The 14,682-nt window shown below is 70.1% G+C and carries 18 protein-coding genes and 3 pseudogenes; 15 read left to right on the top strand and 6 right to left on the bottom strand.

The window, feature by feature from the left end; genetic code table 11:
• Positions 1-11: 11 nt before the first annotated feature.
• Positions 12-854: a formate/nitrite transporter family protein gene (locus tag H9651_RS03620; protein ID WP_191717737.1), complete on the bottom strand. Its 843-nt coding sequence runs from the start codon at positions 852-854 to the stop codon at positions 12-14.
• Positions 855-1,019: 165 nt separating this feature from the next.
• Here H9651_RS03620 and H9651_RS03615 point away from each other — a divergent pair, with 165 nt between their 5' ends.
• From H9651_RS03615 to H9651_RS15075, 14 genes and pseudogenes are all read left to right on the top strand, one after another.
• Entirely contained in the window at positions 1,020-2,186 is a 1,167-nt protein-coding gene (locus tag H9651_RS03615) for a CpaF family protein (protein WP_191717736.1), read from the top strand.
• Positions 2,183-3,040 (top strand): type II secretion system F family protein, encoded by an 858-nt coding sequence (locus H9651_RS03610; RefSeq protein WP_191717735.1) that lies wholly within the window; start codon positions 2,183-2,185, stop codon positions 3,038-3,040. The genes H9651_RS03615 and H9651_RS03610 overlap by 4 nt, the downstream gene beginning before the upstream one ends.
• Positions 3,037-3,960, top strand: coding sequence for a type II secretion system F family protein (locus tag H9651_RS03605; protein WP_191717734.1), 924 nt, complete (start codon positions 3,037-3,039; stop codon positions 3,958-3,960). The genes H9651_RS03610 and H9651_RS03605 overlap by 4 nt, the downstream gene beginning before the upstream one ends.
• 26 nt (positions 3,961-3,986) lie before the next feature.
• Positions 3,987-4,190 (top strand): hypothetical protein, encoded by a 204-nt coding sequence (locus H9651_RS14630; protein ID WP_225216317.1) that lies wholly within the window; start codon positions 3,987-3,989, stop codon positions 4,188-4,190.
• A complete protein-coding gene (locus H9651_RS03600; RefSeq protein ID WP_225216365.1) occupies positions 4,121-4,570 on the top strand; it encodes a TadE/TadG family type IV pilus assembly protein in 450 nt (149 codons plus the stop codon). Before H9651_RS14630 ends, H9651_RS03600 begins: the two co-directional genes overlap by 70 nt.
• Positions 4,545-5,015 carry a TadE family protein gene (locus H9651_RS03595; RefSeq protein ID WP_191717732.1) on the top strand — a complete coding sequence of 157 codons (471 nt, stop codon included), beginning with the start codon at positions 4,545-4,547 and terminating at the stop codon, positions 5,013-5,015. Before H9651_RS03600 ends, H9651_RS03595 begins: the two co-directional genes overlap by 26 nt.
• Positions 5,012-5,452 carry a pilus assembly protein TadG-related protein gene (locus H9651_RS03590; protein ID WP_191717731.1) on the top strand — a complete coding sequence of 147 codons (441 nt, stop codon included), beginning with the start codon at positions 5,012-5,014 and terminating at the stop codon, positions 5,450-5,452. The genes H9651_RS03595 and H9651_RS03590 overlap by 4 nt, the downstream gene beginning before the upstream one ends.
• Positions 5,453-5,535: 83 nt before the next feature.
• A pseudogene (locus H9651_RS03585) lies at positions 5,536-6,091 on the top strand (ClpP family protease); the annotation flags it as partial.
• Positions 6,037-6,309, top strand: a pseudogene (locus H9651_RS14875) (ClpP family protease); the annotation flags it as partial. The pseudogenes H9651_RS03585 and H9651_RS14875, both read left to right, overlap by 55 nt.
• A 115-nt stretch (positions 6,310-6,424) precedes the next feature.
• Positions 6,425-6,559, top strand: a complete 135-nt coding sequence (locus tag H9651_RS14870) for an ATP-dependent Clp protease proteolytic subunit (protein WP_263598638.1) — start codon at positions 6,425-6,427, stop codon at positions 6,557-6,559.
• Positions 6,560-6,875: 316 nt separating this feature from the next.
• Positions 6,876-7,751 (top strand): hypothetical protein, encoded by an 876-nt coding sequence (locus H9651_RS03575; protein WP_191717730.1) that lies wholly within the window; start codon positions 6,876-6,878, stop codon positions 7,749-7,751.
• A gap of 11 nt (positions 7,752-7,762) precedes the next feature.
• The gene (locus H9651_RS03570) at positions 7,763-8,242 is read left to right on the top strand and encodes a hypothetical protein (protein WP_191717729.1); all 480 of its coding nucleotides are present in this window, start codon (positions 7,763-7,765) and stop codon (positions 8,240-8,242) included.
• A gap of 115 nt (positions 8,243-8,357) precedes the next feature.
• Positions 8,358-8,471, top strand: a pseudogene (locus H9651_RS15080) (ATP-dependent Clp protease proteolytic subunit); the annotation flags it as partial.
• Positions 8,472-8,565: 94 nt separating this feature from the next.
• On the top strand, positions 8,566-8,721 hold the full coding sequence (locus tag H9651_RS15075) for an ATP-dependent Clp protease proteolytic subunit (protein ID WP_404802987.1): 156 nt from the start codon (positions 8,566-8,568) through the stop codon (positions 8,719-8,721).
• Positions 8,722-8,759: 38 nt separating this feature from the next.
• Here H9651_RS15075 and H9651_RS03560 read toward each other — a convergent pair whose 3' ends face one another.
• The 5 genes from H9651_RS03560 to H9651_RS03540 all read right to left on the bottom strand — a co-directional run bounded on the left by H9651_RS03560 (position 8,760) and on the right by H9651_RS03540 (position 14,050).
• The gene (locus tag H9651_RS03560) at positions 8,760-9,008 is read right to left on the bottom strand and encodes a helix-turn-helix domain-containing protein (protein ID WP_225216364.1); all 249 of its coding nucleotides are present in this window, start codon (positions 9,006-9,008) and stop codon (positions 8,760-8,762) included.
• A gap of 56 nt (positions 9,009-9,064) precedes the next feature.
• Positions 9,065-9,874, bottom strand: coding sequence for a nucleotidyltransferase domain-containing protein (locus tag H9651_RS03555; RefSeq protein ID WP_318244746.1), 810 nt, complete (start codon positions 9,872-9,874; stop codon positions 9,065-9,067).
• 34 nt (positions 9,875-9,908) lie between these two features.
• Positions 9,909-11,576: an alpha-amylase family protein gene (locus H9651_RS03550; RefSeq protein ID WP_191717728.1), complete on the bottom strand. Its 1,668-nt coding sequence runs from the start codon at positions 11,574-11,576 to the stop codon at positions 9,909-9,911.
• A complete protein-coding gene (locus tag H9651_RS03545) occupies positions 11,573-12,538 on the bottom strand; it encodes a TIGR03885 family FMN-dependent LLM class oxidoreductase (RefSeq protein WP_191717727.1) in 966 nt (321 codons plus the stop codon). Before H9651_RS03545 ends, H9651_RS03550 begins: the two co-directional genes overlap by 4 nt.
• Positions 12,539-12,652: 114 nt before the next feature.
• Complete coding sequence (locus H9651_RS03540; protein WP_191717726.1) at positions 12,653-14,050, bottom strand: HNH endonuclease signature motif containing protein; 1,398 nt, start codon at positions 14,048-14,050, stop codon at positions 12,653-12,655.
• A gap of 279 nt (positions 14,051-14,329) precedes the next feature.
• Between H9651_RS03540 and H9651_RS03535 the strand changes: the two genes are divergently transcribed.
• Positions 14,330-14,662 (top strand): putative quinol monooxygenase, encoded by a 333-nt coding sequence (locus tag H9651_RS03535; RefSeq protein WP_191717725.1) that lies wholly within the window; start codon positions 14,330-14,332, stop codon positions 14,660-14,662.
• Positions 14,663-14,682 lie beyond the last annotated feature (20 nt).

The following is a 14,682-nucleotide window of genomic DNA, read 5'->3' as shown; positions in this document are numbered from 1 at the left end:
GTCGCCCCAGTCTAATGGGGACGGCGGACCACTCCGGGAGCGGAATCGGCTTCTTCGGCGCTCTCCCGGGGACGTTCTGCGCGAGGCGAGCCGCCGACGAACCAGTAGGCCATCCCCACGAGCAGGGCGCCGCCGACGAGGTTTCCCAGTCCCACCCACAGCATGTTCGATCCGAAGTGCGCCCACGTCGCGTCGCCGACACCGAGCATCATGCCGAGGGCATAGGTGGTCATGTTCGCCACGACGTGTTCGAACCCCGAGGCGATGAACGCGAGGATCGCCAGCAGGATGACCGCGATCTTGGGCCCGTCGGTGGTGAGGCGGGCGCACATCCAGATCGCCAGGCACACCAGGACGTTGCAGAGGATGCCGCGCAGGAACAGTTCGCCGGGGGACTCGTGGGCCTTCGCGGCGAGCATGTCGGTGAGCATCGCGGCAGCGCCGGGGTTGCTGTGCATCACGCCTGCCCCGGCGACGAGGGCCGAGAAGGCGACGGCCCCCAGCAGGTTCGCCACGACCGTGACGCCGAGTGCCAGCGCCGCGCGGCCGGCATGCACACGCCGCATCAGAGCGCCCTGCGTGAGGGTCATCATGCTGGAGGTGGCGAGCTCCCCGCCGGCGAAGACGACGAGCGTGAGAGCAGCCCCGAAGACGGCGCCGCTGACGAGCTTGCCCGCGCCCGAACCCGCGGCGGTGATCGGACCCGCGGTGCTGAGCATGAGCACGACACCGATGCCGAGGTAGGCGCCGGCGAGCATTCCCGACACGACGAAACGGGCAGGGGTGCTGAGTCCGTGGGCCTTGTGGGCGGCGGCGTCGTTCTGCACGGCGAGTGCCTGTTCGATGCTCAGCATGTCTTCTCGTCCGGTGCGCACGATGCGCGGAGGCGGCTCATGCCCCGATCCTGCCGTGTCCTGGATCGCGTGGACAGCGTGCGCGCCGGGGATAATCACGAGGGCCGGCGAGCGCACTGTGGATAAATCGTGACGCCGCGCTCGCCGGGTTGGGAGGATGCGCGGATGAGCCTCGCCTTCGCACCGACCGGTGCCGCGCAGGTGACCGCGGCGGTCACCGAGCGCGTGCGCGACCGACTGCGCGCCGAGCAGATCGACCCGGCGCGCGTGGCGGAGGTCGCCGCCGACATCGCGCTGGCCGAGGTGCGCCGCCACAACGACTTCGCCCTGGCCCGCGGGCTCGTCACGGTCGACGACGAGGGTGCGTGCGTGCGCGACGTGCTCGCGGCGGTGTCGGGGTACGGTCCGCTGCAGCCCTACTTCGATGACCCCACCGTCGAGGAGATCTGGCTGAACGCCCCCGACCGCATCTTCATCGCGCGACAGGGTCGCACCGAGCGCGTGCCGCTGGCGCTGACCGACACCGCGGTGCGCGACCTCGTCGAGCGGATGCTGCAGGCCACGGGCCGCCGTGTGGATCTGAGCCAGCCGTTCGTCGACGCCTCGCTGCCGGACGGGTCACGACTTCACGTCGTCATCCCGGACATCACGCGCCGGCACTGGACGGTGAACATCCGCCGGTTCCTGCCGATGTTCCGCGACCTCGACCGGCTCGTCGCCGCCGGCTCCCTCACACCGCGGGCGGCGGACATGCTGCGCGGGGCGATGGCCGCGGGCAGGAGTGTGCTGGTGTCGGGAGCGACGCATACGGGTAAGACCACCCTGCTCGGTGCGTTGATCGCGGCGTGCCCGCCGGAGCATCGCATCGTGACGGTGGAGGAGACCTTCGAGCTGGCCGTCGAGGCGGAGGACATCGTCGGATTGCAGGGCCGGCAGCCGAGCCTCGAGGGCACCGGCGAGGTGACCCTCCGCCGGCTCGTGAAGGAGGCGCTGCGCATGCGTCCCGACCGCCTCATCGTCGGGGAGGTGCGCGACGCCGAGGCGCTGGACCTGCTGCTCGCGCTCAACACCGGCGTCCCCGGGGCGGCGAGCATCCACGCGAACTCGGCGCAGGAGGCGCTGACGAAGCTCGCCGCGCTGCCGCTGCTGGCGGGACGCAACATCGACCCCGGGTTCGTGCTGCCCGCGGTCGCCGCCTCCGTGCACCTCGTCGTGCACTGCGAGCGCGAGAGCACCGGGCGTCGGCGCATCGCCGAGATCTCGGCGCCGACGGGTCGCGTCGTCGACGGCGCGGTGCAGACGCAGCCGCTGTATCGGGCGGGTGACGGGTGAGCGTCGTCTGGGGTGGGTTGCTGGCGGCGGGTGTGCTCCTCACGCTCGCCCCCTGGCTGTGGCCGGCGGGGGTCGCCGAGCCGCGTCCGGCCACGACCGGGCGGGTGCAACGGCTGCTCGCGGCGGCCGGATTCCCCCGCACCCGGCCGCGCGTGCTGGGCGCGGCATCGGTGCTGCTGGGGTTGGTGGCGGCATCCCTCGTGTGGCTGATCACGGCGCTGCCGACCCTGGCGCTCCTCGCGGGGGTGGCCGGTGCCCTCGCCCCGTACGGCTGGCTGCGCGCCCGGGCCGCGCAGCGACTGCGCAGCCGCCGGGGACTCTGGCCCGATGTCTGCGACCTGCTCATCGCGTCGGTACGCGCGGGGATGTCGCTGCCCGATGCCGTCTCGAGCCTCGCCCACTCCGCTCCCGCCGACCTGCGCCCGGCGTTCGCGGTGTTCGCCCGTGACCTCAACGCGTCGGGGCACTTCGATTCGGCCGTGGTGCGGCTGAAGTACACGCTCGCCGACCCGGTGGGTGACCGCATCGTCGAGACGCTGCGCATGACCCGACAGGTCGGCGGCACGGAGCTCCCCACGGTGCTGCGGTCGCTGTCGGCATCGGTGCGTGCCGACGCGTCGCTGCGTGCCGAGGTCGAGGCGCGGCAGTCCTGGATCCGCGGTGCCGCGGTGCTGGGGGTCGTCGCGCCGTGGGTGATCCTGGGTCTGCTCGCCCTCCGCCCCGAGGGGGCACGGGCGTACAGCAGCGCAGAGGGGGTCGCGGTGGTGCTGGTGGGCGCGGCGGTGTCGCTCATCGCGTACCGGCTGATGGTGCGCATCGGCCGACTGCCCGAGCCGCGGCGGTGGTTCGGGTGAGCGGCGTCACGTCATTCGCTCTGGCCGTCGTCCTCGGCGGTGGATTCGCGGTCGGAATCGGGCTCGTCGTGATGCGGATGCCGCGATGGGGCGCGCCGCGCCTGGCCGACCGCATCGCGCCCTACCTGCGGGACGCCGCCGACCCACTCGGGCTCACGCCGCTCGCGGTGCCGGCCCTCCATCTGTCGGGAGCCTGGCGCGCATGGCGAGATCGAATCATCGCCGCCGCCGGCGGTTCGGCCGTGATCGAGCGACGGATCCGCCAGGCGGGGTCGGGCACCGATGCCGCGCGCTTCCGGGGTCGCCAGCTGGCATGGGCGCTGGGCGGCCTCCTCGTCGGCGCCCTGGCGGTCGTCGGGCTCGCCGTGGCCGGGCGCTTCTGGGCAGGCTCCGTGCTGCTGCCACCCATCGCCGCGGTCGCCGGCGCTGCCCTGTGCGATCTGCGCCTCACCCGGGCGGCGCGGGCACGGGTGACGCGGGTGCAGGAGGAGCTGCCCACCGTGCTGGAGTTCCTCTCGTTGTGCCTGGCTGCGGGGGAGAGCGTGCTCGATGCGCTGCGCCGCGTGGGAGACGTGGGTTCGGGCGAGCTGCCGGGGGAGCTGCGCCGCGTCGTGGTCGCGGTGGGCACGGGCGCTGCGCTGCCCGACGCGCTCACGACGTTGGCGCGCGAACTGGAGATCCCGGCGCTCACGCGCAGCATCGACCATCTCGTCGCGGCGCTGGATCGTGGCGCGCCCCTGGCACAGGTGCTGCAGGCGCAGGCGACCGACACCCGGGAAGACGCCAAGCGGCTGCTCATCGAGCAGGCCGGCCGCAAGGAGATCCTCATGCTCCTTCCGCTGGTGTTCCTCATCCTGCCGCTGTCGGTGCTGTTCGCGATCTTTCCCGGGGTGTTCATGCTGCGAATCGGATTCGGGTGACCGCGTGCGGTCGGAAGGAGGCGGCGATGTTCCGCGAACAGAACGGACGATGGGCCCTGAGGTTGCGCACCGCGTGGGGTGGCCTTGGCGACGACGAGCGTGGCGACGTGCCGGGCTGGGTGCTGGTCACGCTCATGACGGCGGGACTCGTCGTCGTGATCTGGGCGGTGGCCGGTCCCGCGCTCGCCGCTCTGTTCGAACAGGCGATCCAGAGCGTCTCCGGCCTGTAGTCCGCCTCGACGACGCGGGGTCGAGCCCGGTCGAGTTCGTGCTGGTGGGGGCGCTGCTGACCGTGCTCACGCTCGCGGTGCTGCAGTTCGGTCTTGCGGTGTACGTGCGCAACGTCGTGCACGACGCGGCTGTCGAAGGTGCCTTCCACGCGGCGCTCGCCGACACGAGTCTGGCCGAAGGGGCAGACCGCACCCGCACGATCATCGCGCGCACCGTCGGTGAGCAGTTCGCCGAGCAGGTGGATGTCGCCCGATCGACCCACCTCGGCCACGACGCCGTGCGGGTCACGGTGCGGGCGACGCTGCCGCTGGTCGGGCTCCTCGGTGCTGCGCAGGCGATGGAGGTGACGGCCCATGCTCCGGCGGAGAGCCTCGAGTGACGACGCGGCGCGCCCGGATGACGCGGGTTCGGCGGCGCTGGAGTTCATCCTCGTCGGGGTGATCCTGCTTGTGCCGCTGGTGTACCTCATCACCGCGCTCGGAGCCGTGCAGGGGCAGACGCTCGGCGCCGAGTCGGGTGCGCGCCACATCGCGCGGGCGATGGCGACGGCACCGGATGCCGCGACCGCCGCCGCGCGCGCCGACGCGATCCTCGCGTCGGTGGTGGACGAGTACGGCCTGGCATCCGACGCCGTCGAGATCGCGATCCGGTGCGAACCCGCCGGCGGTGCATGCCCGCGCGCCGGTGCGACCCTGCACGTCACGCTTGCGACCCGAGTGACGCTCCCGCTCGTGCCGACGGTGCTGGGTCTCGACCGTGTGGCGAGCATTCCGATCGAAGCGCGCTCGGTGCAGAAAGTCTCGCGATTCTGGGAGGCGGGATGAGCACCCGGACGCGACCACGACGCCTCGTCGAGCCTGCCGTCGACGACGAGGGCAGCATCCTGCTGCTGTCGCTCGGATACGCCGTGATCGCGATCGTGCTGATCCTCGTCTGCCTCGACGCGACGAGCCTGTACCTGGCGCACAAGCGCCTGGAATCGGTGGCGGATGCCGCGGCGCTCGCCGGGGCCGACGGGTTCACCCTCACTGTCGAGGCGGGGGAGCCCGTCGCCGACCTCACCGATGCCGGCGTGCACGCCCAGGCCGTCGACATCGTCGGGGCCGCCGGCACGGCGACCCTGGTGTCGGCCGGCACCCCCGACGGCGTCTCGGCGCGGGTGACGGTCGCGGATGTGTGGCATCCGCCGGTGCTGACCCTCTTCATCCCCGACGGCGTCGCGCTGGAGGCGACGGCCACGAGCCGCAACGCGTTGCGGTGAGGCGGCGCGACCCACCCGCTCAGCCGCTCTGCCCACGGCGGATCCGGCCCCACGGCACGGCGTCGCCCGGCAGGTTCGATGTCATGAGTGACTCACCGAAATCCCCCCTGTTCACCGAGAGCATCCGCCGGGAGTTCTACGAGCGGCGCGTGCTCGTGCTCGACGGCCCGCTCGACGACGACAACGGCACGCTGCTGACCACGCAGCTGATCGCGCTCGCCGCCGAGGACCCCCAACGCTGACATCTCGCTGTGGATCCACTCGCCGGGCGGGTCGGTGCCGGCGATGCTCGCGATCCGCGACGTCATGCGCACCATCCCGAACGACGTCTCGACCCTCGTGCTGGGCATGGCCTGCAGTGCGGGGCAGTTCCTGCTGTCCGCCGGCACGCGAGGCCAGCGCCGTGCCCTGCCCAACGCCCGCGTGCTGATGCACCAGGGCTCGGCCGGCATCGGCGGCAGCGCCGTCGACATCGAGCTGCAGGCCGACGACCTCCGGCGCACTCGCGACACCGTGCTCCCGCTCATCGCCGCCGATACCGGGCAGAGCGTCGACCGCATCTTCGAGGACTCGCTGCACGACCACTGGTACACCGCAGAGGAGGCCCGCGACTACGGGTTCATCGACACGATCGTGACCTCCTCGCCAACGCCCTCATCGCACAGCTGCTGCATCTGGAATCGGACAACCCGGGCGGCGACATCCAGCTCTACATCAACTGCGAAGGTGGCGACCCGAGCGCCATGCTCGCGATCTACGACACGATGCGGTTCATCCGCTGCCCGGTGGCGACCACGTGCGTCGGGCAGGCCGTGGCTGTGGGTGCGGTGCTGCTCGCGGCTGGCGCGGCGGGGAGGCGATCAGCGCTGCCGCACGCACGCGTCGTGCTGCACCAGCCGGCGGCGCAGGGACGGGGAAGCCATCCCCGACCTCATCCTGCAGGCCGACGAGGTGGTGCGCATCCGCGTCGACATGGAGGAGATCCTCGCGTGGCACACCGGGCAATCCCTGGAACGCCTGCGCGCGGACACCGATTACGACCGCGTGTTCACCGCCTCGACGGCGCGCGACTACGGCCTGGTCGACCGAGTGATCGAGCAGCGATGACCGGTGGATGCGGCGGCATCCGTCCGCCCAACATTGAATACGTATCTCCAACGCCCTCCGCGACGCGACTCACTATTGGCGGACGCGTTCGACAACTGCGCGACACCGCAGGGAGGTGCGCTCAGGTGCGCTGTTCATTGCGCCCGCTCTGCTAATTTCAGCACTACAGCTACGCGCTCGACGCGCATAAGAGGGGGATATTGCGTTGCCAAGAAAGAAGACCGTTCCGAGGACCGTCCAATACTGGAGACTTGTAGACGCTCGAACAGGCAAGCGTGTCAAAGAGTTCGATTGGGACACGGTAGTCCGCCGCTTCGTGGCGAACCGTGTCGACTATCAGATCGATGGTCGGAGCCACGCGGGCACCGCCTATGCACTCAACGTGACGCCCCCGTGGAAGGGCGCTCTGTCAATCGCAGACGTTCCCAAAGCCGTACAGTCGCAAAACGCAGCCGTGACACACGGTCTCGTCCTCGCATCTGCGAAGGACTACGTTCCCAATCAGGAGCACACGAAATCAGGTGCCCAGCAAGCGATGCAGCTGGCTGGCAACGATTGGGAACCAGTCGACAACCTTTTCGTGTGGTTCCTCCCATTCGGCAACATGTTTGGAGTTCTCGCGGAATCGGTCTCGGCGTCCCGAGCGGCTACGTTCGCGGATTGGCTCACTAAAGCCACGCGCCATATGTTCAAGGATCCGAATTTCGCGTGGGAAGCTCGCCCCGTGATCGATCAGGCTCGAGCGAAGATGCTCAAGAGCGCCAAGGGTCTCAAGGCTGTCGCCTACGCTGGCGAGTTTGGTACAGCGGTGCACGACGCTTCGGGCGTCAAGACGCTGTTCGGCGGGGGGGCGCAGAATGTGCCGGGCGCGCTGCGTATCGAGATCAAAGCGAGCCTGGTCCGAGGGAAGAGTACCCACGGCGACGAACAGATCATCCTGGACTGGTTCAACAAGAACTTCGGATCGCTCCAGGGCGACGTTGCGAAGGCGCAGGTGACGACGACCGGGAACCAATCAACACCGCCCACGGAGATCGACCTGCTGCATCATCGCTTGACCCGCAAGACCGAAGTTCAGATTGCGATGGGCGCGACCCGCGCTTTCACCCCTCTGTCGGCGGTAGGTTCTATCATCGACGCATTCGTCAAGGATCGTGACGATCTACTGAGACTCCGCAGCAGCAATGACTAGGAAGGCCTCTGATGGCGAACGGAAAGCGTGACCCATCGCTGTGGATCACGCTGGCCGTCTGCATCGCGTTCATCACGGCTGGGGGGTTCCTTCTCGAGATACCCCTCAGGCAGGTGAAGGCGGCGGACCTTTCCGCTGGACTCACGAACGTTGCCACGATTGGCGGAATCGTCAGCGGTCTGTCCTTGAGCGGAACCGCCGTCCTGACACTGAGCGGCAGATACACCCTGCGGATCTTGGAGCGCTTCGGGTCCGCCATCCGCTTCGTCCTTTTTGGCGGCTTTTCCGTTCTTGTCTCGGCATCCCTCGCCTGCGCGGTGTCGGTGATGTGGGTTGGTGAAGACTGGGTACGGTTCGTCCTCGCGTTCACCATCCCGGTGATGCTTGTGACGCTGATTGCAACGGCACTCCTCATCAATTCGGCGTTCGCGTGGGAGAGCCCGAGCGGTCAGGACGAAGAAGGGGAAGCCCCGTACAGAGCGGACATTTGAGCGTCTATCTGGAGTGGCGATTGCGGCGCAGCGCGGGATTGAAGTGGGCGGCCGGTGTGACCGGGCCGCCCACTTGGTGTCAGGCGACGGGGCAACGCCGACGAAGTCGAGCGCGATGCTCGCGATCTACGACACGATGCGGTTCATCCGCTGCCCGGTGGCGACCACGTGCGTCGGGCAGGCCGTGGCTGTGGGTGCGGTGCTGCTCGCGGCTGGCGCGGCGGGGAGGCGATCAGCGCTGCCGCACGCACGCGTCGTGCTGCACCAGCCGGCGGCGCAGGGACGGGGAAGCCATCCCCGACCTCATCCTGCAGGCCGACGAGGTGGTGCGCATCCGCGTCGACATGGAGGAGATCCTCGCGTGGCACACCGGGCAATCCCTGGAACGCCTGCGCGCGGACACCGATTACGACCGCGTGTTCACCGCCTCGACGGCGCGCGACTACGGCCTGGTCGACCGAGTGATCGAGCAGCGATGACCGGTGGATGCCGCGGCATCCGTCCGCCCCGGTTCGGATCAGGCGGCCAGGGCCAGCGCCGTGCGACCCGTCGACACGCGTGCCGGCGCGGGAGCCGATGTGGTGAGCAGCCGCTCCGCGATGTCGAGGGTCAGGTCGATGAGCGCCACCTCGAGTGCGCCGGTGATCGCCGCGATCATCTCGATCGAGGGCTCCTTGAGGCCGCGCTCGATCTCGGAGAGGTACTGCGGTGAGACTCCGGCCCGACGCGCGACGTCGCCCAGAGTCCTGCCCCGGTCATGGCGCAGGGCGCGCAGCCGGTACAGCGATTCTGCTGACAGCAGACGGCGGCGGCGGTACCGTCTCAGTCCGTCCCCGGGCGGGGGAGCGCCCGCACCCGTTCGATGGCGGCCACCAGGCTCTCCGGTGTCGTGCCGAGCGCCCCGAGGGCGGATGCCGCGCGGGCGCTGAAGTCGCCGGTCGCCACCGGGAGACGGGCGATACCCGGGAGCAGGCCCTTCTCGTTGGTGACCCATACGCCGGCGGCCGCATGCCACCCGTGGGCGACGAGCATCGCCGCCGTCGACGCGCACAGCGCGACGTAGCCGACGTCGGCCTGCTTCGCCCCCTTGACCGCGCCATCCAGCAGGAAGTCCACCTGCCACATGCCGTGGAGTATCGCGGCACGCAGGGCCGGCGGATACGGCGTGAGGTCGCCCCTCCAGCCCGCGAGCAGCCCATGGGGATCGTGGAGCGGGCGGCACGTCGCGACCTCGCCCGCGTACGCGACGTCGAGGAACCCGAGCGGATGCCCCGACTGCACGTGGAACGCGTACTCGCCATGCAGCGCGCGCCGGCACTGCTCGTCGACACGCGACACGTCGCGGAGGATGAGGTCCACCGGGATGCCGTCGACCACGAGCCACGCCCCGCTGTCGACCCACGGGCCCCAGCCGCCGCGCGGCGCGACCGTCACCTGCTCGCCCGTCCAGCGGTGCGCGACCGACGCCAGCGCCTCGCGGTCGACGTCGCCGTCGACGTAGACACCCAGGTCGACGTCGGAGTCGGGGCGATGAGTCCCCCGTGCGCGGCTGCCGCCCAGGGCGACGGCGCGCACCCCCGGCACGGCGCCGAGGTCGTCGGTCATGAGGCGAAGGCGGTCGTCATCGAGCACAGCCGGAGTTTAGCCAGCGGCATCCGGCCGGGTGTCAGGTCACCCGGCCGTCTCCGGGGCGCGACACCCGCAGCCAGCGATAGCCGTAGGCGGGGAGGGTGAACTCGATGCCGCCGCGGTCGTCCAGCGGGAGTCGCTCGGCCTCCAGCAGATCGACCAGCGTCGCGCCATCGGGCTCGTCGTCGAGGGTGAAGGTGAGCGCTGCGGGCACATCGGTGAAGTTGTGCACCGCGATCGTGCGGCCGACGTCCGCGCGCAGCGAGTGGACGAGCACGCCCGGCGCGTCGTGCTCGATGACCTCGAACTCGCCCCACCCGAGCTCGGGCGAGATGCGGTAGCGGGAGGTCAGGTCGCGGATGAAGTGCAGGAGCGACTCCTTGTCCTCGATCTGGTCGGCGACGTTGACGTGCACCGGGGCGTAGCCGTCGCCGGGAGGCGCCGCCGCCAGGCGCGACGGCGCGGCGGAGGAGAAACCGCCGTTGCGCTCCGCCGACCACTGCATGGGCGTGCGCACCGCGTGACGCTTGTCGAGATCGGCGTTCTCACCCATGCCGATCTCCTCGCCGTAGAAGAGCACGGGCGTGCCCGGCAGAGTGAACAGCAGGCTGTACGCCATGCGGATGCGGCGGGGGTCGCCCTCGAGCATCGGCGGCAGCCGCCGCGTGATCCCGCGCCCGTACACGCGCTGACCCTCATCGGGCGCCAGCGCCTCGAACACCTCCTGTCGCTCCTCATCGGTCAGCTGATCGAGGGTGAGCTCGTCGTGGTTGCGCAGGAAGTTCGCCCACTGCGCCTCGATGGGCAGGCTCGGGCGCGACGAGATCGCGGCGGCAAGGGGCGCAGGGTCGTGCCGCACGAGCGACAGGTAGAACGCCTGCATGCCGGCGAAGTCGAACTGCATCGTCAACTCCTGGCCGTCGTTGCCGGCGCCGAAGTATGCCGTCTGCTGCTCGTAGGGCAGGTTGACCTCGCCCAGCAGCACCGCTTCGCTCGAGCGTCGCTGCAGGAAGCTGCGGATGTCGCGCAGCATGTCGTGCGGGTTGGCCATGTCGGCACCCTCGGGAACTTCGAGCAGGAACGGCACGGCATCCACGCGGAATCCGGAGACGCCCAGCTGCAGCCAGAACCCGACGATCTTGGCGATCTCGTCGCGCACGGCCGGGTTCGCGATGTTCAGATCCGGCTGGTGGGGGTAGAAGCTGTGCATGTACCACTCGCCCGTGGTGTCATCCAGCGTCCAGATGCCGTCGGCCTCACCGGGGAACACCGGATTCTTCTGACCCTTCGGTGGCGCGTCGGAGCGCCAGATGTAGAAGTCGCGGTAGGGAGAGGTCTTGCTGCGCTTGGCGGCGCGGAACCAGGGGTGCCGGTCTGAGGTGTGGTTCACCACGAGATCGACGATGACGCGCATGCCGCGGTCGCGCGCCGTGCGGATGACCTCGACGAAGTCGCCGTGGTTTCCCAGGCGCGGGTCGACACCGTAGAAGTCGGTGACGTCGTAGCCGTCGTCGCGGTCGGGGGTCGGGTAGAACGGCATGAGCCACAGGCAGGTGACGCCCAACTGGGACAGATAGTCGATGCGGGATGCCAGGCCCTGCAGATCTCCGACGCCGTCACCGTCGGAGTCGAGGAACGTCTCGACGTCGAGGCAGTAGACGACGGCGGATTTCCACCACAGGTCGCTCGTGTCGGTGATTCTCACAGGATCTCCTTCAATCGAGGCAGCAGATGGTCGCGGGCCGCGGCCAGGAACGGCGCCTGGTCCTGGCCCACGTGGTGCAGATAGATGCGGTCGAAGCCGAGCCGCGCGTGGTCGGCGATGCGCTGGGCGAGTTCGTCGAGATCACTGGAGACGAGCAGTGCATCGCGCAGCTGCTGGTCGCCCGGGTGACCGGCGGCAGCGTCGAAGTCCTCGGGCTGCTCGAGGTCCCAGATGGTGGGCGGGCTGAGCATGGCGTGACTCCATTGATCCCGCGCGATCGCGAGGGCCTCGGCATCGGTCGGGGCCCAGCTGACGTGCACCTGCAGCGCCCGGGGGCCGGTGCCGCCCGCGGATTCGTAGGCGGCCAGCACCTTCGCGAGCGCCTGCGGCGGTTGCAGGGCCGTCACGAGACCATCGGCCCATCCGGCGGCCCACTCGGCGGTCTCCGCGCTGATCGCGGTGGCCAGCAACGGCGGTGGTACGTCGGGGAGCGACCACAGCCTGGCGCGGTGCACGCGCACCAGGCCATCGTGGTCGACCTCTTCGCCGGCCAGCAGCCGGCGGATCACAGAGACGGTTTCGGCAAGGCGCGCGTTGCGCTCGGGCTTGGGTGGCCACGGGTCGCCCGTGACGTGCTCGTTCATCGCCTCACCGCTGCCGAGCGCCGCCCAGAAGCGGCCGGGGAACATCTCCTCCAGCGTCGCGTACGCCTGGGCGGCGATGACCGGGTGATATCGCTGCCCGGGTGCGTTGACGAAGCCGATCGAGAAGTCGGTGCGGGCCAGTGCGGCACCGAGCCAGCTGGGCGCGAAGCCCGACTCGCCCTGGCGCACGCCCCATGGTGCGACGTGGTCGGAGCACATCGCGCCGTCGAAACCGGCGACTTGCGCCGCCTCGACGTCGCGGAGCAGCCGGCCGGGCGGGATCTGTTCATGGGAGGCGTGGAATCCGAGGAAGACCATGCCGGCGAGTCTGCCGGTGCGGCCCTGGCGGACGGAACCGTTTGCCAATGCCGTGCGCCGTTTGGTAGGGAACGGAGCCGGACAGCCCGCCGGCTCGTCCCAGGACCGCGGAGATCAGAACGGCGCGCGATCGCCGTCTCGGCCGTGCCCGCCGGCCGAATCGGCCGTGAACTCCAAGACCCGCCGCGGGATGTCGGGGTACACGCGCCCGGTCGGGCTCGTCCACTGGAGGATGCCGTGCGCGAGCTGGATCACCGTCCACGCGGTGGCGTGTTTGAGGGTGTGATGCCTGGTGCAGAGGTTCGCCAGATTGCACAGCGACGTCGGACCGCCGCACGCGGCGTCGATCGTATGGTCGTGATCGCAGAACCTCGCCGGCCGTCGACAGCCGAAGAAACGGCAGTGCTCGTCTCGGGCGTCGAGATGCCTTCGCTGCGCGGCGGATGGTCGGTAGGTGTCGACCTCGACGACCGCGCCGGTGATCGGGGAGGTGAAGACGCGCTCCCAGAGGTCGGCACCTGCGGCGAGTCGGCGGGCGGTCTCGGGGTCGATGGGGCCGTAGCCGATCAGTTCTGCCGGCTCGGTGCCGTCTCCGGTGAGCGTGTCGATCGGGATCACGATCTCCACGTGTGCGGTGATCGTCGCATCGGCCGGGATGGCGCCGGTGGCGAGCGGCGCGGCCGCCTGGCTGGTGAGCAGCATGTCGGCCAGCACGTCGGCGCGGATCTGATCGGTGCTGCGGGTGTCGGTCGCCACGGGATCGTCGGCCGGCTCGACCGCAGGCGCGGCGTCGCCCGCCACAGCCTCCGCCCCGTCGCCCGCCGCAGCCTCGTCACCCGCCGCCGCGGCTCGCGCTCGCCGAGCCCGCGTGATCTCGCGGGCGAACTGGGTGAGTCGATCGCGGATCGCATAGGCGAGCGTCGCGGGCAGCACCGCCGCCAGTTCGGCCATGCCGTCGTCGAGGTCGCGGATCCAGACCCGGCGACCGGTGGCGGCCTCGGCATGGCGCTCTGCCATCGGCACGGGGTGGATACGCTGCGCGAGCATCGCGATGATCGGCTTCGCGCGGCCCACCGTCTCCCGCTCGGCGACGGTGAGCGCTGCCTGCTCGAAACGGGCGCGTGCCGCCGGGTCGTCGATCACCCGGCCGGCATCTTGGATCGCCCGTACGTGGCCGACCTCGATCGCGCCGTCCGCGAGCGAGGCGACGGTCGCGGCGAACCCCGCCACGAGCGTCGCCGCCTCGTGCATGCGCTCCTGCACGACGCGATCGGAGCGGCGCAGCGCCCCGCCGATGTCGGCGGCGATCGCCCGCGCGGGCATCTCGCGCTCGCGCCCGGCCACGTACGGGATGCGCGCGGTCTGCTCGGCGGCGATCGCCTGTGCCCGCGCCAGCAGCCGCAGTTCGTCGGCCTGCGCGGCGGCGACGCGACGCCGCGCAGCCTCGAGCCCCGACACGACGGCGCCCAGCGACAGGTCGTCGCTCGAGGGGGCTGTGGGGGAGGTGCTCATACCCTCGATTGTGCTCGGGGGGTCCGACATCGAGGGCGCGGAAACAGCAGGTCAAAAGCAGATTGTGGATAACTCCGATAATGGCCCCTGTGGAGGAGACCGCGCACCCGACGGCGACGACCTCGGCGATGATCGCGACGGTGCGGCATCCGTCGCTTGCCCGTCATCGTGCCCGTCGGGATTCGACGGGGTGCGAGCCACCAGCCGCATGTCCTGCGCTGATCGCGCCGGGGGAGGATGATCTGCGCAGGAGCATCGCGAGAGAGAGCAGGCAGACGCATGAGCGTGACGGTCAACATCTACTACACGGGCGCCGACGGCAAGGCGAGGTCGTTCGCGGAGGAGATGGTGACCTCGGGCACGGTCGATGCGATCCGTGCCGCCGAGGGCAACCTGCGTTACGAGTACTTCTTTCCGATGGACGATGGCGAGACGCTGCTGCTGATCGACACCTGGACGGACCAGGCGGCGATCGACCGCCACCACGCCTCCCCGATGATGGCGAAGATCGCGCAGCTCAGAGACGCTTACGACCTGCACATGAAGGTCGAGCGCTATATCTCAGACGAGGGCGGCGCGCCTGCCGGAGACGAGCGCTTCATCAGACGCTGACGTCGGGCGCGCGGTGTCGG

The organism is Microbacterium pullorum, assembly GCF_014836535.1.
GTDB lineage: Bacteria > Actinomycetota > Actinomycetes > Actinomycetales > Microbacteriaceae > Microbacterium > Microbacterium pullorum.
The sequence above is the reverse complement of the archived record's forward strand: the minus strand, read 5'-3'. Positions and strand labels throughout refer to the sequence as shown.